Origin of the sequence: Alkalicoccus luteus (genome assembly GCF_052061695.1) — a bacterium.
GTDB lineage: Bacteria > Bacillota > Bacilli > Bacillales > Salisediminibacteriaceae > Alkalicoccus > Alkalicoccus luteus.
Map to the genome: position 1 here is coordinate 76,266 of NZ_JBPZEY010000002.1, position 22,948 is coordinate 99,213.

Genomic DNA, 22,948 nt, shown 5'->3' on the forward strand with positions numbered 1-22,948 from the left:
CGTGAGAAGATTTACTGCAGCAGATTTTGACAATAAAACCGATTTCTTTGATCAAATGGCAGCTTCATCCTGGTTTATTCAGCTTCAACATGAGGCCAGCCGGAATTTATCAGGAACGAACCTTCTCGATGCCGGCTGCGGAACAGGAAGACTTGCCGCAAGGCTTCAGCAGTTTGAAAACAGAGTGGGTGTTGATCTTTCCACAGAGATGGTCAGAGAAGCATCTGAGCTTCACAGCAAAGAAGCTGGACTGACATTTGTAACAGCAGACGTGGAGGCGCTCCCGTTTCCGGATTATCAATTTGATGCCGTCATCAGCACTTGCGTATTGTTTCTGCTCCCTGATCCAGAACGCGCTTTAGCAGAATTATACCGGGTACAGACAAAAGGGGGAGAACTGCGCTTGTTAAACCCTTCTCCTGCATTTTCCTTCGCGCGGGCGGAAAAAGATGCTCATCATTTGCCTGCACAAGAACGAAACGGCCTGCTTCAGTGGGGGCGTATAGCTGAACGGCGGCATCGATTTACTGAGCTTGAACTGAAGCATCGACTTGCTGCTGCTGGCTACCGGGAAGCAGATGTCTCTTTATCCACGTGCGGGCGTGCAACGATTGCTGCTGCCATTAAATAAAGCTGAGAGGAAGGTGACAAGTGCTGCCGTTTCTAGGTTTTCTCTTATGGCTTTATAATCCCTGGTCCATCTTATTCACGTATTCAAAGCAGACAGACCCAGCACCGGCTCTTCTAGTCAAAAGAAGGGCTGGTGCTGATTTTCTATCGTCATGCTGTCACAAGACAGCTTCCAAGGAAGATGTTGAATCGGCGTTTTGATTCTCATGATCAGGGTACGGTCAGCATAGGAGATGAGGATAGGGGGAGATGAATTGTTTCACGAACCGCTTTCGACTGGCAGCTGGCTGTTAGTTGTTACTGTAACTGCTGCGGTGGTATGCTTTTCTATTTGGAAGGGTCTTCAGCTGAATCGATACGTTGCCGCCGGATCCGTTGTAATCGCAGCAGCGTTAATCCCACTGGTTTCTATATTGGAGCTGATGACATACAGCTATCCGGCACCCGAGCTACCGCAGCTTGTTGAGAGGCTGATGCAGGCAGAACCACTTGCAGGGACGGTCCTGCTGCTGCATCTGTATGTGTTCTTAGTTCCGGTTTATCTTATTTTGAAGACAAAGCATTGATTTTCTGCGGCCTCCATGATATTCTCATGAAGGCTTTTTTACATTAGTGATTTATCACGATAAAGACAGGAGCGTACCGTTTTATGAATGCAGTTATCATTGCCGTATTAGTCATGATCGTTCTCAGCCTATCCCGTGTTCACGTAGTTGTGGCTCTTCTCCTCGGGGCGGCAGCCGGTGGAATCACAGCCGGAATGGGGATAAGTGAGACAATCCAAGTGTTCTCAGATGGACTGGGGACAAATGCGCAAATCGCGTTAAGCTACGGACTTCTTGGAGCATTTGCAGCAGGTATCACGTTTACGGGTATTCCTGATAAGCTCGTAGCTGGAGCAGTAAAGCTGCTGGGAAGGCGCGGTGAGGCAAGGAAAACGACACTTGTGAAAGTGCTGCTTCTTTTCACTACAGCACTGATCGCCTGCTTTTCCCAGAATCTTGTACCGGTTCACATTGCGTTTATCCCGCTTCTCATCCCGCCTTTGCTGAAGGTGTTTAATGAACTTTTGCTTGACCGGCGGGCAGCAGCCACTGCTTTAACGTTTGGATTAAAAGCTCCCTATATTCTGCTTCCAGCAGGATACGGCCTGATTTTCCACCAGACAATAGCAGAAAACATGGAAGCGAGCGGAATGGCGATTGACCTCGCTGACATTCCCGTCGCTATGGCACTCCCTGTAGCCGGAATGGTGGCAGGACTCGCAGTTGCCATCTTAGTGACGTACCGCAAAAATCGCTCCTATGAAAACAGAGATATTGCAGAAGCCGGCTCTGACAGGGAAGCACCGCCTTACGGAACAGCAGTGGGAACGCTCGCTGTGCTCGCCGTACTGGCTGCTCAAATCTGGTCAGATTCCATGATTTTTGGTGTCTTTGCAGGGTTGGCACTGTTGTATCTGTACTTTGGAGTGCTGCACGTTTTAAAAAAATTCACGCTTCAGGAAGCGGACGGCCTAATTACAAGCGGAATGAAAATGCTCGCCTTCATTGGGTTTGTTATGATCACAGCTGGAGGATTTGCAGAAGTGATACGGGAGAGCGGCCACGTAGAGCTTCTTGTTGCATCTACAGAAGACTGGTTTGATGGCAGGCAGGCTCTGGCTGCGCTCGTTATGCTGCTGATTGGTCTTTTTATCACAATGGGAATCGGGTCCTCTTTTGCTACTGTGCCTATTTTGGCAGCCATTTTCGTGCCGCTTGCCGCATCACTCGGATTTTCACCGCTGGCAGTTATTGCCCTGATCGGAACCGCTGGTGCGCTTGGAGACGCAGGAAGTCCGGCCTCTGACAGTACGCTTGGGCCGACAGCCGGGCTGAATGCAGACGGCCAGCATAATCATATCTGGGATACCGTTGTTCCGACCTTCCTGCACTTCAATATTCCGCTGCTCCTGTTTGGCTGGGCGGCAGTGATGATGTTTATGTAAGAAGCAACTGTTCAGAGCTCGATGCTCTGGACAGTTTTTTCGATTTAAAGACAGGTAACAAGACGAAACACGAGGCAGATTCGTATTATTTCCGCGCATGTAAGAGTATAATCCAGTGAAAAGGTGAAAATATTCAGAAATCACCTGATCATTCCAGTTGAAAGCCATATCCGGCTGAAAACAGCGCTGGATTATTATTTCGGAAACCGATATATTAGAAGAACTGCCATTGATCGGAAGGAGGAATTGTTATGGATACATTTAAGAAATTAAAACAGTTTTACTGGCCGTTTAAACGTTATTTTTTCTGGTCGATCGTTCTGCTGCTTGCCGTAACGGGCTTTACCGTAGCCTATCCGGTCATTCTGCAAATCACAATAGACTATATTGTGCTTGATCAGAACTACGGCTGGATTCCATATGTAGCCGTAGGTTTTTTTGTGATTACACTTCTGAAAGGGATCGCTGTCTACTTCCATCAGTATCTCGGAGACTTGTTTGGAATCCGTGCGGTTTTTGAGCTGCGGAATGCACTGTATGAGAAGCTTCAATATTTGCCCTTCCGCTATTATGATAACGCCAGGACGGGTGACCTGATGTCGCGTCTGACAGCGGATGTTGAAGGTTTTCGCTTTTTTCTTTCCTTCGGATTTGCTCAGCTGATTAACCTGGTAATGCTCGTTGGACTAAGTTTGGGCATTATGTTTTTTTACAGCCCTTCGCTTGCAGTCGTTACGCTGGCGGCGATGCCGTTTTTGATCGTTACTGTCTATCGGTTTGATAAAAAGGTTCACCCTGCCTTTACAGATATTCGGAAATCCTTTGCTGGGCTGACAACAAAGGTTCAAGAAAACATCAGCGGGATGACGACTGTAAAATCCCTGTCTAAGGAAAATTATGAGATGGGCAGGTTCGAACATAAAAACACAGATTATAAGGATAAGTACATCTATACGTCAAATATCTGGGCCTCTTACTTTCCGTTTATGGAGTTAATTGGACATATATGTGTCGTCGTGCTCCTCGGCTATGGTGGTTTCCTCGTCATCAATGGGGATATCCAGCCGGGGGTTCTAGTTGCCTTTTTCAGCTTAATCTGGTTTATTATTAATCCGTTAATGAACCTCGGTTTTATTGTAAACACCTTTTCCCAGGCTAAAGCCTCCGGAGAGCGGCTGCTGCAGGTGCTTGAGCAGCCGGAGGAAATCATGGATAAACCGGGTGCTGTTTCAAAAGACCGTCTGGACGGAAGAGTAGAGTTTAAAAACGTGCGGCACCGCTATGATGAAGAGGAAGATCTGGCCCTCGAGGACGTCAGCTTTAAAGCCGAGCCTGGAATGACGATCGGACTTATAGGTGCGACAGGTTCAGGTAAAACGTCTATTACGCAGTTGATCACCCGGTTTTATGAACCAGATGAGGGAGAAGTGCTGATAGATGGCAGACCGCTCGCAGACTACACGCTGAGGACGATCCGGAGCAGTACGGGTGTTGTTCTTCAGGAGTCATTTTTGTTTTCTTCCTCTGTTAAAGACAATATCTCATACGGTAATCCAGGAGCTGGTATGGAGCAGATCATAGATGCTGCGAAACGTGCAGATGCACATGAATTTATCATGCAGCTGCCAGAAGGGTATGATACCGTGCTCGGCGAACGGGGCGGCGGATTATCCGGCGGTCAGAAGCAGCGTATCGCAATTGCCAGAGCCATTTGTGTCGACCCGAGCATCCTGATTTTGGACGATGCGACAAGTGCCGTTGACATGGAAACGGAAGCGAAGATTCAGAAGGCGTTTCAGGAAGTTATGAAGGGACGAACAACGTTCATCATTGCTCATCGAATTTCTTCTCTCATGCATGCCGACGAAATTCTTGTGTTGGACAACGGTCGAATAATGGAGCGCGGTAATCACGATGAACTGATGCAGCAGCATGGGGCATACCGCCGCATATTCGATCTGCAGTATAAAGACAAGCACACATTTATGCAGGAAGCCAAATAAACAGGGGGTGAGGCTATGAGTAACAAGCAGGAAAGCCGCACGCTGAAACGATTTCATTATTCGACGGATCAGGCGATTGAAAAGCCTTTTAATTGGAAGCAAATGACGAGACTGCTTCAATATATGAAACCATATGCTAAAACCATTCTTCCAATCGCTGTATTCGGGATGCTGCTGTCCACAGCTGTAAGGCTGCTGGCACCGGTTCTAATCGGGAGCTATGCACTTGATCACATCATCGAATTTGGTGATATGAACTTTCTTTTTATCATGGTTGGGGTGATCGCCGGACTGTATGTCATTTCCTGGATAGGAAACCTGCTCCGGATCAAATACATGAACAAGCTTGGCCAATACATCATCTTTGACCTGCGGACGGCGTTGTTTAACCATATCCAGCGGCTCTCGCATCGTTTTTTTGATCAGCGTTCCGCAGGCTCCATCCTCGTAAGGATCACAAACGATGTCAACAGTCTGCAGGATCTGTTTACGAATGGCGTCATTAATTTGCTGATGGACATTATCATGCTTGTAGGGATTATTGCGCTACTCTTTTATATCAGTCCAGAACTGACGCTTGCGATCATGATTGTTCTGCCGATCATGTTCTTTATTTCGACGAGGCTGCGCAGAAATATCCGGCGCTCCTGGCAGGATGTCCGTCTGAAGCAGTCGATGCTTAATTCACACTTAAATGAGAGTATTCAAGGAATTCGCGTGACACAGTCTTATACACAAGAAAAGCCGAACATCGGCTTTTTCAACAAGATTAACGGTCAAAACTATGAATCCTGGAGAAATGCTACTCAAAAAAGTGCGATGTTCCGGCCGTTCGTGGAAATGAGCGGCGCAATTGGTACCGCAGTTCTGCTTTGGTACGGCGTTTTTCTCATTCAAACAGGCGGTCTGACCATTGGGGAATTCTTTACCTTTTCTCTTTTTCTCGGTATGTTTTGGGAGCCGATTTCCAGACTTGGACAGGTGTATAACCAGCTGCTGGTCGGGATGGCTTCTTCAGAGCGTATCTTTGAATTTCTGGACGAACTTCCGTCCGTTCCTGAACAGGAGAATGCCGTTGAACTCGGGCAGGTTGAGGGGCATATTGAGTTTGATAACGTTGAATTTGCTTACGACAGTAAGCGAAAGGCGCTGCAGTCCATTAACCTTGAAATGAGGGCCGGACAGACCATTGCGCTCGTTGGTCATACGGGAAGCGGGAAAACGACCATCGTCAACTTGATCAGCCGATTTTATGACCCGACATCCGGCTCAGTAAAAATAGATGGACACGATTTACGTGATGTGAGCCTGGACAGTCTTCGAAAACAGGTGAGTATCGTTCTGCAAGATACGTTTATTTTTTCCGGCACCATCATTGATAACATTCGATTCGGAAAACCGGATGCCACAGATGAGGAATGTAAACGCGCTGCTCAAACGGTTGGAGCGGATAAATTTATCCAGCAGCTTGCAAACGGCTATGAAACGGAAGTAGAAGAACGGGGCAACATTTTGTCGGTAGGCGAAAGGCAGCTGATTTCCTTTGCCCGTGCACTGCTTGCAGATCCACAAATATTAATTCTTGACGAAGCAACGGCTTCTATTGATACGGAAACCGAACAGCTGATCCAGCGTGCACTTGAAAAACTGCTGCATGGAAGAACAGCTGTTATGATCGCGCACCGCTTATCAACCATTCGGGAAGCTGATCATATTTTCGTATTGGAACAAGGGCAAATATTAGAACAGGGCAGCCACGATGAGTTAATCGATCAGCGCGGCGAATATTATGCGCTGGTCAAATCGCAGTTTGCCGCACTTGATGCAGGCTGATCGGCCGGTATACACTGCAAAACCTCCGGGCTATAAAAGCTCCGGAGGTTTTGGATGTTCTTCATGTATTAAAATGAAAATCTAGGTTATAGTTATGTTCAACGTAATCGGTCTGGTGTTTTGGAACGTTTTGAGCAGGCCGTGACACTTGCAGTCCTCCACCTTCAGTCTGCGGGCCTCAAGCTGAAAGGCAATGTTCTTGTGAAACGGCGAAGGAGTGCACGACAGGCTCCTATCCCTCCACTCTGCTTGAAAAGGCAGACCGTTTGTAAAAGGAAGTTCTTCAGACGTGTGAAATCCGCTTTCTTTCTGACGGTACGTTCCCGATTGATTCGGCCGCATACATACGAACAAGGAAAGACTGTCGGTGAATTGGAGAAGTTTCAGCAGCACGTCTACTTCGGCTTCCGGTACCGTCTTTGCTAATCTGGCTTGCCGGACCTGCTCCTGTTTTAAGAAACGCTTTTCACCGCCTGTACGCCCTTTGACAAGGGAGCAGTAATGCAGACTTTGCAGCAGAGCAGAGGCAGGATCCTCTGTCTCTGATGCCTCAATACCCTGTTCATAAAATACCATCTTCATATCAGCTGGAAAATCGAGAAAGGAGTACGGCTTGTCCGCGCGGTCATTCCAAAGCGGTTCTGCATCTGGGAGCTTCCAGGAACGATCGTGGCCTCTCACAGCTGCTGTGAGAAGCTCCGGCATGGATGTCAATCCAGGTTGAAATGCTGCAGCCATGGCTGCTGACAAGCGTGCATGCTCATGCTGCTCGATCAGCCAGAAGTGGTCGAGCTGATGGGTGACAATCATCTCGCTACCCCCTTTGGTTTTGCTTTAAAGAGCGGATTTTATGTTCGTCCGGTGTCACGAACAGTGTTGTTTGCTGGTCGTAGGTGACAAAGCCAGGCTTCGCTCCATTGGGTTTTTTAACGTGACGTATTTTAGTGAAGTCCACTGGTACATTGCCCGACATTCTGCTTTTACTATGCCAGGCAGCAATTTCTGCTGCTTCCTGCAGCGTTGTTTCATCAGGAGCGGTGCTGCGAATCAGTACGTGTGACCCGGGGATGTCTTTCGTATGAAGCCAAATTTCATCCTGGCGCCCAAGCCGCATTGTCACATACTCATTTTGTTTATTGTTCTTGCCGACAAAAATTTCCGTACCCGCGGAAGACATATACCGGTCTGGAACCGGTTTAGCAGCTTTTTTCTTTTTCTTTTTCGACGGCTTTGCTTTTACGTATCCCTCATCCATAAGCTCTTCCCGAATATCTTCAATATCCTGTGTATCGGCTGTTTCAAGCTGCTGCAGCAGTCTTGAAAGGTACTCCATATCGACTTCCGCTTTCTTAATCTCCTGTTCGACATATACAGCAGAGTTTTTAAGCTTATGATATTGTTTAAAGTATTTTTGAGCGTTTTCAGACGGGGTGAGGCGCTCTGATAAAGGAATCGTTAGTTCAGATTGATTTTCATCATAATAATCAATGACTGTAGCCTCTTTATCACCAGGTTTAACCGCATGCATATTCGCTGTCAGCAGTTCACCCAGCTTTTGCTTATGGTCTGCTTTATCAGCATCTTTCAGCGCTTTTTTCAGTTTTTTGATTTTAGATGCACTGCGGTCGTACTCGTTTTTCAGCAGTCTCTCCAGATCGTGCGCCTGCTGCCGAACTCTGTCCCGCTCTGCTTTCCCTTCGTAAAAGCGGTCGAGCATGCTGTGAACATTATCAAACGTTTCAGCCTCGCCCTGCAGGTGGTGAAGGGCAATAACGTGAAAGTAGGCTTTGCCATTGACTTGAGTTATAGCAGGCGTATACGTGCCGGTTCTGACATCTCCCATGATCCCCTCAAACGATTCACTCAGCGAGCGGCTGTTAACGAATCCGGCACGGTGCAGTATTTCATCAATAATAAGCGGAGAGAGCCCGCTGAAAAGCTGCAGCAGCTGCTGATTCATTTTTCCTTGATTAAAATCAACCTGCCGGATAAGCTCTTCGGTGCTGATATCCAGCGGATTTCGTTTATCCATGTAAGGTGGATCCATGTACTCATGTCCGGGCAGGACGGTTCTGTATTGAGAGATCGATGGCGGAACATGCTTCATGCTTTCGATAATTTTTCCGGTATCCTCATCGATGAATATTAAGTTACTGTGGCGCCCCATAAGCTCGAGCACAAGCTTTTTTTTTGAAACATCTCCCAGCTCGTTTCTGCCGGTAAAAGAAAATGTGATGATCCGTTCCATTCCCTGCTGTTCTGCAGAGTCCAGTACAGCCCCCTCTAAATGCTTACGAAGCACCATACAAAAGAGAGGCGGCTCGGCAGGGTTTTGAAATTTAACATTTGTCAGCTGAAAACGGGCAAAGCTCGGATTCACTGAAATAAACAACGGGTGGTTTTTCCCATTTGCTCGAATCGTGATGATTAAATCATGCGGGTGTGGCTGGTGTATTTTTACGACCCTGCCGCTGACTAACGTATCAGCGACAGACTGCGTTACGGCTCGGGTAACGATTCCGTCGAATGCCATGGCTGTTTCACTCCTCTAAGATAACTACGGCTCATTATAGCAGATGCGGTCCGGCGAGGGAATTTACGCGACAGACTTGTCCTGTTATTGGAAATTGTTTAGAATGTAGAAGTGGATGTGATAGCAATGCTAAGAAGTATGACAGGATTTGGCCGTTCGGAAGGATCAGTTCAAGAAAGCCGCCTTACAGTCGAAATTAAGACGGTAAATCACCGTTTCCGAGATGTATCGGCGAAGCTTCCCAAAGGCTGGGGAGTGCTTGAACCAGCATTTCGTGCGAAGCTGAAGGACATTATCATCCGCGGCCGCGTAGAAATACATGTGCACGTTACTTCACCGGAGCAGGGCGGCAAGCTGATCCTGGACCGAGAACGGCTGAAGCAGTATGCAGATGTATTATCTGAGATTAATCATATTCTCGATACCAGTCTGAGTGTGGAAGCTTCTGCTCTTCTGTTTCAGGCAGGTGTTATCAGCGAATCGGAATCACTGCCTGAGGTTCACGTCATGACAGAAGCAGTATTACCGGTATTTCAAGAAGCACTGCAGCAAGCAGTGGAGATGAGAGTAACCGAAGGAACTGCATTGCAGAAGGATCTTCTCAACAGCCTGGGTGCTCTCGAACAACGGAGAACAGAGATGGAGCAAGCATTTCTGGAATATCGTGAGGGCATCTACCATACGTTGAAGCACAAACTGCTGACATTTGCTGATGGAGCAGGTGTCGATGAGCAGCGCGTTATCCAAGAAGCAGCGATGCTGGCCGAAAAGGCTGACATTTCGGAAGAACTCTCGAGATTGACAAGTCACATCAGCCAATTTCGCGCGACATGCAGCGGCGGCTCTCCGTCTGGCAGAAGGCTCGAGTTTATACTCCAGGAAATGAACCGGGAGACAAATACGATTGGATCTAAGTCAAGTTCGGAATTCGTCAGCCGGCAAGTAGTCGAAATGAAAGATCTTTTGGAAAAAATGCGGGAGCAGGTGCAGAACGCAGAATAAATCAGAAGGCGGTGCCAGAATGGATATTAAACTGATCAACATCGGATTTGGAAATATTGTATCGGCAAACAGAATTATTTCGATTGTAAGTCCGGAATCAGCCCCAATTAAACGGATTATTTCAGATGCCAGAGAACGGAATATGCTCGTAGATGCTACATACGGTAGACGCACAAGAGCAGTGATCATCGCGGACAGCGACCATGTGATCTTATCAGCTGTTCAGCCTGAGACGGTAGCGCAGCGAGTCATCACCAGCAAGGAAGACGCGACTGAAGAATAGGGCGTGGCATCAAGCTTGCGCACATGCTATACTAAAGAAATCATGGATTCAGTTGGAGGCGAAGAATGAAGCGAGAAAAAGGTCTGCTGATCGTACTGTCCGGCCCTTCCGGTGTTGGGAAAGGGACCGTCTGCGGTGCGCTGAGGCAGCATGACACGGATATAAAATACTCTGTTTCCGCCACTACACGCTCACCGCGTGAAGGGGAACAGGATGGAATTAATTATTTTTTTAAATCAAAAGAAGAATTTGAGCAGATGATCGAAGAAGGCGACATGCTTGAATATGCCAGATATGTTGATAACTACTATGGTACGCCCAGGGCATATGTGACGGAAATGATTGAAAAAGGTCACGACGTGATCCTTGAGATTGAAGTACAGGGCGCTCTTCAAGTAAAAGAAAGCTTCCCGGAAGGTGTTTTTATCTTCCTGATGCCGCCAAGCCTCAATGAACTTCGCAGCCGGATCGAAGGCCGTGGAACAGAGACAGGAGATCTTATTGAAAGCCGGATGACAGTGGCGCGGGATGAAATTGAGCTTATGGATAAGTACGATTATGTCGTGGAAAATGATGAGGTAGAGCTTGCTGTCGAGCGAATCAAATCCATCGTGACGGCTGAAAATTGTAAAAAAGACCGGCTGATTCATCAGTACAAACAACTAGCGGAGGAGTGAATCAACAGTATGCTGCAGCCATCAATTGATTCGTTACAAACTAAAATTAATTCAAAATACACCCTTGTGACCGTTTCTGCGGCCCGGGCCCGTGAATTACGCGATTTTCCGGATAAGTTCAGCAGACCGCAAGGCTCAAAATCGGTAAACTTTGTCGGAAAGGCGCTGGAGGAGATTGAAGCAGAAAGTTTAACGTATGAGCTGAATGATGACGATGTCCACGAAACGATCTGAGTTCCCAGATCGTTTCTTTTTTTGGTTGATGCCATACGAGCGTTCTGGTTTTTCACCTTACAGCAGGGGGCCTTGTCAGCACAGCCATCATCATGAATATACATCGGTTAATCCTGCATGACTGGTGCTTGATAGGGTATACTAAGAACAGAAAACACGAGGATGGATGAAAGAGAAGGGGGCTGCATGCGATGAATGATAAAAAGCGAGTACTCCTGGCAGTATCGGGTGGAATTGCGGCATTTAAAGCGGCTGCTTTGACATCACGGCTCGTCCAGGCAGATTATGAAGTGAAAGTCATGATGACAAAAAATGCGCTGAATTTTGTAGGGGAGGTAACGTTTCAGGCATTATCGCGTAATCCAGTTTATACGGACACGTTCATCGAGCCGGATCCGGAAAAGATTGCGCACATCGATGTAGCAGACTGGGCTGATGTGGTCTTCATCGCACCAGCTTCTGCTGATCTTATTGCACGGCTTGCCAACGGCATGGCAGATGACATGGTTTCTACCACGATTATGGCGTCTACTGCACCAGCCTACATCGCTCCCGCAATGAACGTACATATGTATGCCAACCCTGCGGTACAGCGTAATATGCAGCAGCTCGAGCAAGACGGCTATCAGTTTGTAGAGCCGGACGAAGGATATTTAGCATGCGGTTATACAGGAAAGGGAAGAATGGCAGAGCCAGAAGATCTGCATGCCATGATCGATCACCACTTCACTCGTGCCGCTCATCCCGAATGGAATGGAAAACGAGTGCTTGTTACTGCAGGGCCAACTCAGGAAGTAATCGACCCAGTCAGATTTTTATCCAACCGGTCTTCCGGAAAAATGGGGTTTGCCTTGGCTGCTGAAGCTGCAGCTCGTGGAGCAGCCGTTACGCTCGTTGCCGGACCAGTGACACTAGCTACTCCTCATGGGGTTAACCGGATTGATGTACAGTCAGCAGAAGAAATGTATCGGGCTGTGATGAATCGGGCCGAGGCAATGGATGTTGTTATAAAAGCAGCCGCTGTATCTGACTATAAGCCTGCTGAAGCTCTAACAGAAAAAATGAAAAAATCAGTGGACGGTGAAGTGCTTCACATGGTACGAACGGCAGATATACTGGCTGAACTTGGCTCCTTAGAGAAGAAGCCGGTCCTGGTCGGTTTTGCTGCTGAATCGGAAAACATCGAAGCCTATGCGAGAGAAAAGCTGCAGAAGAAAAATATTGATGCGGTATGTGCAAATTCTGTTGTGGCAGAAGGCAGCGGTTTTCAGGTGGATACGAACTCACTGGATCTCTTTTTTCGTAACGGGCAAAAAGCACACATTCCGCTTATGTCTAAGTCAGATGCGGCCAAACATATTCTGAATCATATCCCTCAACTGTGGAAGAGCCGCTATGATCGCTGAAGTGATTGTCGATGTCCCGGCTCAGGCAGTTGACCGTACATTTGATTACGCTGTACCGGAAAATATGCGGCAGACGGCTGCTCCCGGCTGCAGGGTTCATGTGCCATTCGGTCCTAGGCCGGTCCAAGGATTTATTACGAAACTGAAAGAATCCTCTGACATACCGCCATCCAGGCTCCGCGACGTTCAAAAACTGATCGATTTGACGCCGGTTTTAACCGAAGAATTAATGAAGACAGCTGATCGGTTATGTCAGGAGACCCTCTCTTTAAAGGCTTCTGTACTGAAGGCGATGCTGCCTCAGGCTATGCGGGCAGTGTACCGCAAAAAAGTTATCGCGGCTTCAGCCGCAGGGGAACGTCATTTTTCAAGCCTCCTGCCGATCGAGGACTGGGATACCTGGCAGCAGCATGCTCCGGCTGCCGAGCGCTCCCAGCTTTTGGCCGCAGTGAAAAAGGGGGACCTGACAGTTGAACCGCAGGTGAGCACAAAAGAAGCCTCAAAAAAACAGTTTGTTTATGAAGCAGCTGCCGGTGTCTCGCCTGCATTGATCGACGAGATGGCCTCAAAGGCTCCTAAGCAGGCGGACGTTCTCAGAAAGCTGCTGAAAGCAGACAAAGCATTGCCGGTGTCGATGCTGGGGTCTGATGGTGCAAGGGGGGCAGCAGAAGCGCTTGTCAAAAAGCAGCTTGTTTTGAAACGGCAGGAAATCGTAGAAAGGGACCCGTTTGCCGGAAGGGATGTGCAGCCGGATGAGGCGCTTCTCTTATTTGATGATCAGAAGCAGGCTCTCGATAAAATTGGCGCGTCTGTTCAAGAAGCCTTTCACCGGGTATTTATGATTCGTGGCGTAACTGGAAGCGGAAAAACAGAAGTGTACCTGCAGGCGATTGAACGTGTACTTCAAAAAGGAAAGGAAGCAGTCGTTCTTGTTCCGGAAATTTCCCTGACGCCGCAGATGGTGCACAGGTTCAGGGCAAGATTCGGTTCGCTCGTGGCAGTCATGCATTCGGCGCTTTCCAAAGGTGAAAAGTACGATGAGTGGCGGAAAATTCGCGAAGGCAGAGTGAAGGTCGTCGTAGGAGCCAGATCTGCTGTATTCGCCCCGTTTAAAAATATTGGAATTATTATTATAGATGAAGAACACGAAAGCAGCTACAAACAGGAAGAAGCTCCTCGTTATCATGCTCGTCAGGCTGCGATTATCCGCGCAGAGCATTTTTCGTGTCCGGTCGTGCTCGGAAGTGCGACACCTTCGTTGGAGAGCTATGCAAGAGCCGAAAAAGGGGTATATGAGCTTCTCACGATGGAGAACCGTGTGAATGAACAAGTCATGCCTTTCGTACACGTCGTCGATATGCGAGCGCAGCTGAAGGAAGGCAATCGGTCGATGTTCTCACGTCCACTGCTCGATGCTATTAAAAGCCGCATGGAAAAAGGGGAGCAGACGGTCCTTATGCTTAATCGCAGAGGCTATTCATCCTTTATTATGTGCCGCGACTGCGGGTATGTGCCGCAGTGCCGGCACTGCGATATATCGTTAACCTATCATCGGAGCTCCCATTCGCTTCAGTGTCATTACTGTGGTTATCTGGAGACACTTCCTTCAAGCTGTCCGGAGTGTGAAAGCGACCAAATTCGCTTTTTCGGAACCGGGACACAAAAGGTGGAGGAAGAGCTTTATCAGGTCCTGCCAGGAGTAAAGGTAATTCGGATGGACGTCGATACAACAACTCGCAAAGGATCTCATGAACGGCTGCTGGAGTCGTTTGGCAAGGGAGAGGCGGACATACTTCTTGGCACGCAGATGATTGCAAAAGGACTCGATTTTCCAAATATTACGCTCGCAGGCGTACTTGCAGCAGATTCCATGCTGCATTTACCTGACTTTCGCTCTGCAGAGCGGACCTTTCAGCTGTTAACTCAGCTTGCCGGGAGAGCAGGACGTCATGAAAAACTGGGAGAAGTTTTTATACAGACATATTCACCGGATCATTACAGTATCTCTGATGTAATTAAGCATGATTTTACCGGTTTTTATGAAAAAGAGATGTATTTAAGAAGAGTCGGCGGCTATCCGCCTTACTATTTTCTGACGATGGTACATGTTTCTCACACGGACTTAAATCAGGCAGTAGCGGCCACTGAAAAAATCGGGGCATTTTTGAGAAATTCCCTGTCGCAACAAGCAAAAATTCTGGGACCTGTGGCTTCACCCATTCCTCGTATTAAAGATCGTTACCGGTATCAGTGCATGATCAAATACAAGCGCGAGCCGGACCTTTCGAACGTGTTGAAAAGCATGCTTCGTGCATGGCAGAAAGAGACAGCCGGAACCGATCTGCAGCTGTCCATAGATACGAATCCATACATGATGATGTAAGAAAAAGAGCTAGGAGGCATTTATGAAACGAGCAGTGTTTATGGGAACCCCGGATTTCTCGGTGCCCGTACTGGAAAAGATTTTGGCAGAGGGCTACGATGTCCCGTTAGTCGTCACGCAGCCGGACCGGCCGCGCGGCAGAAAAAAAGAATTGATTCCTTCCCCTGTAAAGCAGGCAGCGCAAGCACATGGAATACCTGTCTGGCAGCCGGAAAAGCTGACCGATGGGATCGCTCCTATAGAAGAGGCAGAGCCTGATATCATTATTACAGCTGCATTCGGCCAGCTGCTTCCAGCGAATGTATTGGAGCTGCCTCCATTTGGATGCGTGAACGTTCATGCATCTCTGCTTCCGGACTACCGCGGGGGAGCGCCGATTCACCAGGCCGTTATCGATGGAAAAAAAGAGACTGGCATTACGATTATGTATATGGCTGAAAAGCTGGATGCCGGTGATATTATCGTGCAGGGAGCCATTCCGATCCACGCAGACGACACCGCAGGGACCATGCACGATAAGCTCAGCCTGGAAGGAGCAGATTTGTTAATAAAAGCGCTGCATCAGATTGAAAAAGGAGCTGCGGAGAGAATTCCGCAGGACCATGAAAGTGCAACGTTTGCTCCTAACATTACGAGAGAGATGGAAAAAATAAACTGGCATAAGCCGGCTGAAGCTGTTCGAAATCAAATTAGAGGACTTGTCCCCTGGCCTGTCGGTTATTCGGTCATTGAAGGAATCCGGTTGAAGCTGTGGGAAGCAGCAGTCACCGATCACCAGACTGACGCTGCTCCAGGAACCATATTGACGTGTGAAGATGGCGTATTAGAGACTGCGTGCGGACAGGGAACGGTGATTCGTCTGATCCATGTGCAGCCTGCAGGCGGAAAGCCTATGACTGCCGACACCTTTTTAAACGGCAAAGGCAGGAAGCTAAAGCGCGGACATCGTTTTGAAAGCGGTGCTGCCAATGGCTGAGGCATCAGTACGTGAAGCTGCACTTGATGCACTGCTCCGGATAGAAAAAAATCAAGCGTACAGCAACCTGCTGCTGGATGAGGTTCTGAAAAAACATCAGCTTTCAAGCCGTGACAGCGGACTGCTTACTCAAATTGTATATGGAACACTTCAGCATCAGCGCCTGCTTGATCATACGCTGGCAGCCTATTCAAACCGGCCGCCGGATGAACTGGCAGGCTGGGTGCGCCAGCTGCTGCTGCTAAGCTTATTTCAATTGAAGTATTTAGACCGTGTGCCGGATCATGCGGTTGTGAACGAAGCCGTTAATCTGGCAGCTAAACGAGGTCATAAAGGAATTTCAGGAATGGTCAACGGAATATTGCGAGCAGTCATCCGGAAAGGATTTGCAGCGGTTGAAGCAGAAGATACTGTAACGAGAACCGCGATTGAAACGTCGCACCCGGATTGGATGATAAGCAGGTGGACAAGGCAGTACGGAGCAGAAACAGCTGCAGACATTGCGGTGCAAAACAATGTTCCTCCCGTAACCTCTATCAGAGTAAACGCCATGCTGATATCTCCGGAGGAGGTCCGCTCTTTATTAGAGGAGGAAGGATTAACCGTGAGGGACAGTCCGATCTTTAAGACGGCCTTTCGGGTGAGCGGAGGAAGTGCTGCTGCCACAGAAGCTTTTAAAAAAGGGTTTATCAGCATTCAGGACGAAGGATCAATGATAGCGGTTCAGGCGCTTGATCCTGAAGCTGAAGATATCATTTTAGATGCGTGTGCTGCACCTGGTGGAAAAGCGTGTATGATTGCAGAACGATTAAACAACTCTGGACGCGTCACTGCCAGAGACCTTCACACTCATAAAGTGAAGCTGATTGAGTCGCAGGCAGCAAGACTGAAGCTCACCAATCTGCTGGCCGAAACAGGCGACGCCCGCAGCATGGAAGAGGAAGCTGTTTATGATAAAATTCTGGTGGATGCACCTTGCAGCGGGCTTGGAGTTATCCGCAGAAAGCCAGATATGAAATGGTCGAAGCAGGAGGCCGATATTGAAAGGCTGTCTCGTTTACAAAAGGACATTCTCGATAAAGCCTGGCGCGCTTTAAAACCTGGTGGGCGGATGGTTTACAGCACTTGTACCATTGATGAAGCAGAAAATGAAGCCCAGCTGCAGTCCTTTTTAGAAAGACATAGGGATGCAGAGCCGGACGAAACGATGAAGTCCAGGCTTCCCGAAAACGTGCAGCAGCTGATGACGACTGAATCTTCTCTGCAGCTAATTCCTGGAAAAATTGGAACAGACGGATTCTTTATTTGCAGTTTGACGAAATCGAAAAGGCAGGAGAGATGAACGTGATTTACAGCATTCACTCGGATACTGGAAGAGTACGGAGTCATAATGAAGATTCTGTATTGTTTCATGAACGTTCAGGCTGGTTTCTTACGGTAGTAGCAGATGGAATGGGAGGCCACCAGGCTGGTGATGTTGCCAGCCGCATGGCCTGCAACCGGATGCTTGATCAGTTTAAATTAGCCGCAGATGAACTGGATACAGAGACGATCGAGGAATGGCTTCGGAAAACAGTGAGCCGGATCAATTCCGATTTATTTACGTATCAGCAGGAACACCCTGACTGCAGAGGGATGGGAACGACGTTAACCGCTGCAGTAGGAAATGGAGAAGACGTTTTTTACATAAATGTCGGTGACTCAAGGCTGTACCTGCTAAAAGAACATGAGATAACTCAGATCACGAAGGACCAGTCTCTGGTTGGTGAACTCGTCCGTCAGGGAGAGCTGACAGAAGCAGAAGCGGAAGTACATCCTCGCAGAAATGTGCTGCTGCAGGCGCTAGGCACCGAGATCGATGTTTCCGGTGAAATTGGATCGGTACGGTGGAGACCTCAGGAGATCCTCTTGCTGTGTACGGACGGATTGACGAACAAGCTGGCTGATTCGGCGATTAAAGCTATTGTGTATGAAGCAGCAAGTATGGAAGATGCTGGCGAAAGGTTAATTGCATCGGCGAACGACAGAGGCGGCGAAGATAATATTACAGCTGCACTCATCCGTTTCTCTGATCAGGACGGCGGTGCCGTATGATCGGCCGCAGGATTAATGAAAGGTACAAGCTGATCCGTCCAATCGGCGGAGGTGGAATGGCAGATGTATATCTTGCAAAAGATTTAATCCTCGACCGCCACGTAGCAGTGAAAATGCTTAAAAGCCAATTCTCTAAAAACGAAGAATTTATTCGCAGGTTTCACCGCGAGGCTGAAGCCGCAACCAGCTTGTCACACGAGAATATCGTGTCGATCTACGATGTAGGGGAAGAGAATGATTTGTACTACATCGTCATGGAATATGTAGAGGGTCAGACGCTAAAAGAGTATATTCAATCCAGCGGCGTACTCTCGGTAGAAGAAACAGTGCGAATTTTAAAGCAAATCTCGGAAGCCGTGAAGCACGCACATGATAATCACATTGTGCATCGGGATGTAAAACCGCAGAATATTTTAATGAGCGTAAACGGTCAGGCTAAAGTTACTGATTTTGGTATTGCAAGAGCAATCAGCGAGGCAACCATCACGCATACGAACTCGATCCTGGGCTCTGTTCACTATTTGTCGCCTGAACAAGCCAGGGGCGGACAGGTCACCTATAAATCAGATCTGTACTCACTCGGTATTATTGCGTACGAGATGCTTACCGGGAGCGTTCCGTTCAAAGGGGATACGGCAGTTACCATCGCGTTAAAGCATTTACAGGAACCACTTCCGGAGCTTCGCACAACTGCTGTTCCAAACAGCGTAAAAAATATGATCACCCGTCTTACAGCTAAAAAGCCGATCGACCGCTTTAACAGTGCCGGGGCGCTGCTGGAGGATTTAAGAACTGTTCTGGACAGCTCCAGACGCTCCGAGCGGCTGCTTGAATGGACGGCAGAGAATGATGAAGAAACAAAAAAAATGCCCGCTGTTTTCCCCGAGGGACGAGGCAGTGATCCGGAAACCATTGTTCATACTAAAACTAGTTCGGGAGGAGAAGGAGAAAAAGTTTCCTCAAAGCCGAACCGAAAGAAAAAGTGGATACTGCCAGTGCTAATAGCCGTGCTGCTGACGCTCAGCGCGTTTATATGGCTTCCCGGTTTGCTGCATGTCGATGAAATAGCCGTACCGGAGGTCTCCGGCCAGCATGCAGACGCGGCTGCTGAACAGCTCGAAAACCTTGATTTGGAAGTGGAGCGCGCGTACCGTGAAAGCACAGATACAGCTGATAATCACGTCATCAGTGTACAGCCGGATGAGGGAACGACTGTTAAAGTCGGCTCGACTGTGAGACTCGTAATCAGCGAAAATGACGCTTCCATGGAAGTTCCTGATGTTACAGGCCTCTCAGAGGAAGAAGCAGAGTCACAGCTTGAGGCATTTGACAACGTGTCTGTGTCGTATGAAACGGTCTCAGAGCAGGAAGGCGGCATTGTGTTGGATCAGGAGCCTTCAGCCGGACAAACCGTAATGCCTTCAGAAACGACGGTCATGCTTACGGTAGCAGAACGAGAAGTGGTTTCGATCGGTAATTTGTTCGGAATGACGGAAGAGGAAGTGGAAGAATCGTTCGAAGGAGTCCCTTATGTAACGGTCAGGTTTACCGAAGAGTATGACGAATCAATGAGTGAGGGACGAGTGATCGAACAGGATCCGCCTCGGGGGACAGAGATTTCGGAGTCAACTACTGTGATGGTTACACTTTCCGGAGGTCCGGAACCAGGCCCGGCAGTCGCTTCAGCAGAAGTCCCTTTTTCGGTTCAAGTGCCGGAAAATGATAACGGACGATCCTATCAGATTGAGATTCAGGTGATTGATGATGAGAACGAGACGCCTGTTGAAGTTATTAACGAAGAGATAACGGCCTCCACTGAATTTGACGTTCCCATGACCGTTGAAGAAGGCTCCACCGGATACTTGATCCTGTATGTGAATGGGGAAGAGTTTGATGCTTCGCCATATGAATATTCGTATGAGGAAGTGCAGTCCTACAGTCCGGATGAATAAAATCGATTTGTGAGGTGACTATGGCAAAAGGACGTATTATTAAAGCGCTCAGCGGATTTTATTACGTAGAGTCGGAGGGACAAACGATACAATGCCGCGCACGAGGAAACTTTCGCAAGAAAAACATTACGCCGCTCGTAGGAGATATGGTTGAATTTGAAGCAGAAAACCCGACTGATGGATATATTCTAGCGGTCGAGGCACGAACGAGTGAACTGTTCAGGCCTCCAATCGCAAATATTGATCAGGCTATTCTCGTTTTTTCAGCTAAAGAGCCTGATTTTAGCCCGCTGCTGCTTGATAAGTTTCTGGTCCATACCGAAGCAGCAGAGCTGGAGTCAGTTATCTGCGTCTCAAAAGCAGATCTTGGGTTGGATAAAGCAGAGCCTTATCTGCCTGCATACGAGCAGGCCGGCTACCGTGTTATTATCACGTCCTCTGAACTTTCCGGCCAGGTAGAGGAGCTGCTGCCAGTTCTGTCAGGACGGCTTTCCGTTTTTGCCGGGCAGTCAGGGGTTGGAAAATCATCCATTCTTAACGCGCTTAAACCAGAATTGAATCTGGAAACTGCAGCTATTTCAAAGAGTCTGAACCGCGGCAAGCATACGACTCGTCATGTTGAACTGATTCATATGCCCAATCAGGGATTTGTTGCCGATACACCCGGGTTCAGTTCACTTGATTTCCGCCATGTCGAAACGGAGACGCTAAGTGCCATGTATCCAGAAATGGCAGCACGGATCAATGACTGCAAGTTCAGAGGATGCACCCATTTAAATGAACCCGGGTGTGCGGTAAAGCAGGCTGTTGATACGGGAGACATTGCAGCTTTCCGCTATCATAGTTATCAGCAGTTTTATGAAGAAATAGCCAATAGAAAACGGAGGTACTGACAATGACTGAGAAGATTGCGCCATCGATTCTGGCTGCAGACTTTGCTGCGCTTGGGTCCGAAATAAAGGAAGCCGAAGCAGCAGGAGCCGACTACATTCATATTGATGTAATGGACGGCCGTTTCGTTCCGAATATTACGATTGGACCGCTGATCGTTGAAGCGGTTCGTCCGCATACGAGTCTGCCGCTTGATGTGCATTTGATGATTGAAAACCCGGAAAGGTACGTTGATGCTTTTGCTGACGCGGGGGCGGATATTATCAGCGTGCATGCTGAAGCATGTCCACATTTACACCGGACGATTCAGCAAATTAAGGGACGAGGGGTAAAAGCGGGCGCTGTTTTAAATCCAGGCAGTCCGTTGAGTATGGTAGAGGAAGTCATGGACGAGCTCGATCTTCTGCTGTTGATGACCGTGAATCCAGGCTTTGGAGGTCAGACTTTCATACCATCTGTGCTGGATAAAATGAAGCGAGCAAGTGAGATAAAACCAGCGGCTATGGAAATAGAGGTAGACGGAGGGGTCAACGCAGATACTGCAAAGCTTTGCCGGGAAGCAGGTGCAGATGTATTAGTAGCAGGGTCTGCATTTTTTCAAGCGTCGGACAGAAAACAAGCGATGAAATCCCTTCGTTCCTGAACGGATTAGTTTAACTGAATGATAAAAACGCATGGGGAGCCTTGTAACGGCTGAGAGGGTGCAGAGCAGCACCGACCCAGTGAACCTGTAAGTTAATGCTTGCGCAGGGATGTGGGATCGATCAGAAGCCAGATGCTTCTGAGTTGGCCGTATCCTGAGGATGCGGCCTTTCTGCGCTGCAAAAAAGAAAGGGTGACGCACGTGCGTTCAACTAAAATAGTTATAATGATTGAAACAGCTTTTATGGCTGCGCTAGCGCTGATTTTAAGCTTTATTACACTATTTACGATGCCGTTTGGAGGATCTGTGAACCTAGCTATGCTGCCAATAATTCTGTTGTCGTTCCGAAGAGGTCCGGCTGCAGGAATCGCGTGTGGCATTGTGTTCGGACTGCTGAACTTAATGACTGGACCTTATGTCGTCCATTGGTCTCAGGCGATCCTGGAGTATCCTGTAGCTTTTGGACTTGTTGGTACGGCTGCCTTTTTCAGTGCCTGGTTTGGAGGGAGGAGAGTGATTGGGGCAGTGATTGCTGGAATTGCTCTTGCAGTGGCTCTCCGATTTGCTGCTCATTTTAGTGCAGGTGTTATCTGGTTTGGAGAGTTTGCTCCTGAAGGTACCCCGGTCGCCTTGTATTCGTTTCTCTATAATTTAGGGTATTTAGGGCCATCTCTTCTTTTAATTTTGATCGTGACCATCTTTTTATTAAAAAAAGGCGGCAGAATTTTGCAGCCTGAGGGAAGATCAGTATGAATCCTGTTATCATTGCCGGGGGCAGCCCTGAGCTGACCGAAAGGCATCTGTCCCGGCTGGTTCGTTTTTATCCGGAAGCTGATGTTATTGGAGTTGACCGAGGGGCAGCGTGTGCAGCTGCCTGCGGCATCCGCATGGTACGAGCTGTTGGAGACTTTGACAGTGTGACGCCCGAACAAAAGATGCAGATTGCAGAACTGGCTGAACAGATCGAGGGTCATCCTCCAGCGAAAAACTGGACAGATCTGGAGCTTGCGCTGCAGCGAGCAGAGGGAATGCCGCTGATTATAACCGGAGCGGGCGGAGGAAGATTGGATCATACACTGTCTGCCTTGTTTTTGCTGGAAGCCTCGCCAGAGCAAACCGTAATCGAGGAAGAGCACTACTCGGTGCAGCTCCTTCGTCCGGGCACGCATCAGCTTCGAACACGCGGCCATAAGTATGTATCGCTGATCCCGCTTGGGCAAAACGTAACGGGTGTAACGACGTCAGGGCTGCTGTATCCGCTCCAACAGGCTACGCTTTATCGGCATCGATCGCTCAGCGTCAGCAATGAATGGACGCACCGTGAAGCGAAGGTGTCGTTTAACGACGGGCTTCTTTACTTCATCGAATCAGGCGATGCATGAAGCCGGCAGTCAATTTTTCCGTTCAAGCATGAGCTG

Annotated in this window: 21 protein-coding genes and 1 riboswitch; of the genes, 19 read left to right on the forward strand and 2 right to left on the reverse strand. The window is 48.4% G+C overall.

Translation table 11 applies throughout. From position 1 onward, the window contains the following. The first annotated feature begins 1 nt into the window (after nucleotide 1). From ACSZLD_RS02605 to ACSZLD_RS02625, 5 genes are all read left to right on the forward strand, one after another. Complete coding sequence (locus ACSZLD_RS02605) at nucleotides 2-631, forward strand: class I SAM-dependent methyltransferase (RefSeq protein WP_444684146.1); 630 nt, start codon at nucleotides 2-4, stop codon at nucleotides 629-631. 253 nt (nucleotides 632-884) lie between these two features. Next, nucleotides 885-1,196 carry a hypothetical protein gene (locus ACSZLD_RS02610; RefSeq protein WP_377908163.1) on the forward strand — a complete coding sequence of 104 codons (312 nt, stop codon included), beginning with the start codon at nucleotides 885-887 and terminating at the stop codon, nucleotides 1,194-1,196. 83 nt (nucleotides 1,197-1,279) lie between these two features. Next, complete coding sequence (locus ACSZLD_RS02615) at nucleotides 1,280-2,620, forward strand: Na+/H+ antiporter family protein (RefSeq protein ID WP_444684147.1); 1,341 nt, start codon at nucleotides 1,280-1,282, stop codon at nucleotides 2,618-2,620. 251 nt (nucleotides 2,621-2,871) lie between these two features. Then, entirely contained in the window at nucleotides 2,872-4,623 is a 1,752-nt protein-coding gene (locus tag ACSZLD_RS02620; protein ID WP_377908166.1) for an ABC transporter ATP-binding protein, read from the forward strand. A gap of 15 nt (nucleotides 4,624-4,638) precedes the next feature. Next, entirely contained in the window at nucleotides 4,639-6,456 is a 1,818-nt protein-coding gene (locus ACSZLD_RS02625; protein ID WP_444684148.1) for an ABC transporter ATP-binding protein, read from the forward strand. A gap of 81 nt (nucleotides 6,457-6,537) precedes the next feature. Here the strand turns inward: ACSZLD_RS02625 and ACSZLD_RS02630 are convergent, their stop codons facing one another. Both ACSZLD_RS02630 and ACSZLD_RS02635 read right to left on the reverse strand, forming a co-directional pair. Beyond that, nucleotides 6,538-7,266: a DUF3891 family protein gene (locus ACSZLD_RS02630; RefSeq protein WP_444684149.1), complete on the reverse strand. Its 729-nt coding sequence runs from the start codon at nucleotides 7,264-7,266 to the stop codon at nucleotides 6,538-6,540. Between the two features lie 4 nt (nucleotides 7,267-7,270). Next, on the reverse strand, nucleotides 7,271-8,989 hold the full coding sequence (locus tag ACSZLD_RS02635) for an Rqc2 family fibronectin-binding protein (RefSeq protein WP_444684150.1): 1,719 nt from the start codon (nucleotides 8,987-8,989) through the stop codon (nucleotides 7,271-7,273). 126 nt (nucleotides 8,990-9,115) lie between these two features. Here ACSZLD_RS02635 and ACSZLD_RS02640 point away from each other — a divergent pair, with 126 nt between their 5' ends. The 14 genes from ACSZLD_RS02640 (at nucleotide 9,116) to ACSZLD_RS02705 (ending at nucleotide 22,912) form a co-directional block, all read left to right on the forward strand. Further along, complete coding sequence (locus ACSZLD_RS02640) at nucleotides 9,116-9,991, forward strand: YicC/YloC family endoribonuclease (protein WP_444684151.1); 876 nt, start codon at nucleotides 9,116-9,118, stop codon at nucleotides 9,989-9,991. A gap of 19 nt (nucleotides 9,992-10,010) precedes the next feature. Further along, nucleotides 10,011-10,274 carry an extracellular matrix/biofilm regulator RemA gene (gene remA / locus ACSZLD_RS02645; RefSeq protein ID WP_168004695.1) on the forward strand — a complete coding sequence of 88 codons (264 nt, stop codon included), beginning with the start codon at nucleotides 10,011-10,013 and terminating at the stop codon, nucleotides 10,272-10,274. Between the two features lie 65 nt (nucleotides 10,275-10,339). Continuing rightward, complete coding sequence (gene gmk / locus ACSZLD_RS02650; RefSeq protein ID WP_377908172.1) at nucleotides 10,340-10,951, forward strand: guanylate kinase; 612 nt, start codon at nucleotides 10,340-10,342, stop codon at nucleotides 10,949-10,951. Nucleotides 10,952-10,960: 9 nt separating this feature from the next. Beyond that, nucleotides 10,961-11,185, forward strand: coding sequence for a DNA-directed RNA polymerase subunit omega (rpoZ, locus tag ACSZLD_RS02655; protein ID WP_168004693.1), 225 nt, complete (start codon nucleotides 10,961-10,963; stop codon nucleotides 11,183-11,185). A gap of 191 nt (nucleotides 11,186-11,376) precedes the next feature. Next, entirely contained in the window at nucleotides 11,377-12,591 is a 1,215-nt protein-coding gene (gene coaBC / locus ACSZLD_RS02660; protein ID WP_444684152.1) for a bifunctional phosphopantothenoylcysteine decarboxylase/phosphopantothenate--cysteine ligase CoaBC, read from the forward strand. Next, the gene (priA, locus tag ACSZLD_RS02665; protein ID WP_444684153.1) at nucleotides 12,581-14,974 is read left to right on the forward strand and encodes a primosomal protein N'; all 2,394 of its coding nucleotides are present in this window, start codon (nucleotides 12,581-12,583) and stop codon (nucleotides 14,972-14,974) included. The genes coaBC and priA overlap by 11 nt, the downstream gene beginning before the upstream one ends. 22 nt (nucleotides 14,975-14,996) lie before the next feature. Continuing rightward, nucleotides 14,997-15,950, forward strand: a complete 954-nt coding sequence (fmt, locus tag ACSZLD_RS02670; RefSeq protein WP_444684154.1) for a methionyl-tRNA formyltransferase — start codon at nucleotides 14,997-14,999, stop codon at nucleotides 15,948-15,950. Continuing rightward, a complete protein-coding gene (rsmB, locus tag ACSZLD_RS02675; protein ID WP_444684155.1) occupies nucleotides 15,943-17,292 on the forward strand; it encodes a 16S rRNA (cytosine(967)-C(5))-methyltransferase RsmB in 1,350 nt (449 codons plus the stop codon). Before fmt ends, rsmB begins: the two co-directional genes overlap by 8 nt. 2 nt (nucleotides 17,293-17,294) lie before the next feature. Continuing rightward, nucleotides 17,295-18,044, forward strand: a complete 750-nt coding sequence (locus ACSZLD_RS02680; RefSeq protein WP_444684156.1) for a Stp1/IreP family PP2C-type Ser/Thr phosphatase — start codon at nucleotides 17,295-17,297, stop codon at nucleotides 18,042-18,044. Next, nucleotides 18,041-19,996 (forward strand): Stk1 family PASTA domain-containing Ser/Thr kinase, encoded by a 1,956-nt coding sequence (pknB, locus tag ACSZLD_RS02685; protein WP_377908178.1) that lies wholly within the window; start codon nucleotides 18,041-18,043, stop codon nucleotides 19,994-19,996. Before ACSZLD_RS02680 ends, pknB begins: the two co-directional genes overlap by 4 nt. Nucleotides 19,997-20,016: 20 nt before the next feature. Next, on the forward strand, nucleotides 20,017-20,889 hold the full coding sequence (gene rsgA / locus ACSZLD_RS02690; protein ID WP_444684157.1) for a ribosome small subunit-dependent GTPase A: 873 nt from the start codon (nucleotides 20,017-20,019) through the stop codon (nucleotides 20,887-20,889). A 2-nt stretch (nucleotides 20,890-20,891) separates the two neighbouring features. Then, nucleotides 20,892-21,530 (forward strand): ribulose-phosphate 3-epimerase, encoded by a 639-nt coding sequence (gene rpe, locus ACSZLD_RS02695; protein WP_377908180.1) that lies wholly within the window; start codon nucleotides 20,892-20,894, stop codon nucleotides 21,528-21,530. A 22-nt stretch (nucleotides 21,531-21,552) separates the two neighbouring features. Then, nucleotides 21,553-21,657, forward strand: a riboswitch (TPP riboswitch). A gap of 74 nt (nucleotides 21,658-21,731) precedes the next feature. Then, nucleotides 21,732-22,283 (forward strand): energy-coupled thiamine transporter ThiT, encoded by a 552-nt coding sequence (gene thiT, locus ACSZLD_RS02700; RefSeq protein ID WP_377908181.1) that lies wholly within the window; start codon nucleotides 21,732-21,734, stop codon nucleotides 22,281-22,283. Continuing rightward, complete coding sequence (locus ACSZLD_RS02705; protein ID WP_444684158.1) at nucleotides 22,280-22,912, forward strand: thiamine diphosphokinase; 633 nt, start codon at nucleotides 22,280-22,282, stop codon at nucleotides 22,910-22,912. Before thiT ends, ACSZLD_RS02705 begins: the two co-directional genes overlap by 4 nt. Nucleotides 22,913-22,948: the final 36 nt, after the last annotated feature.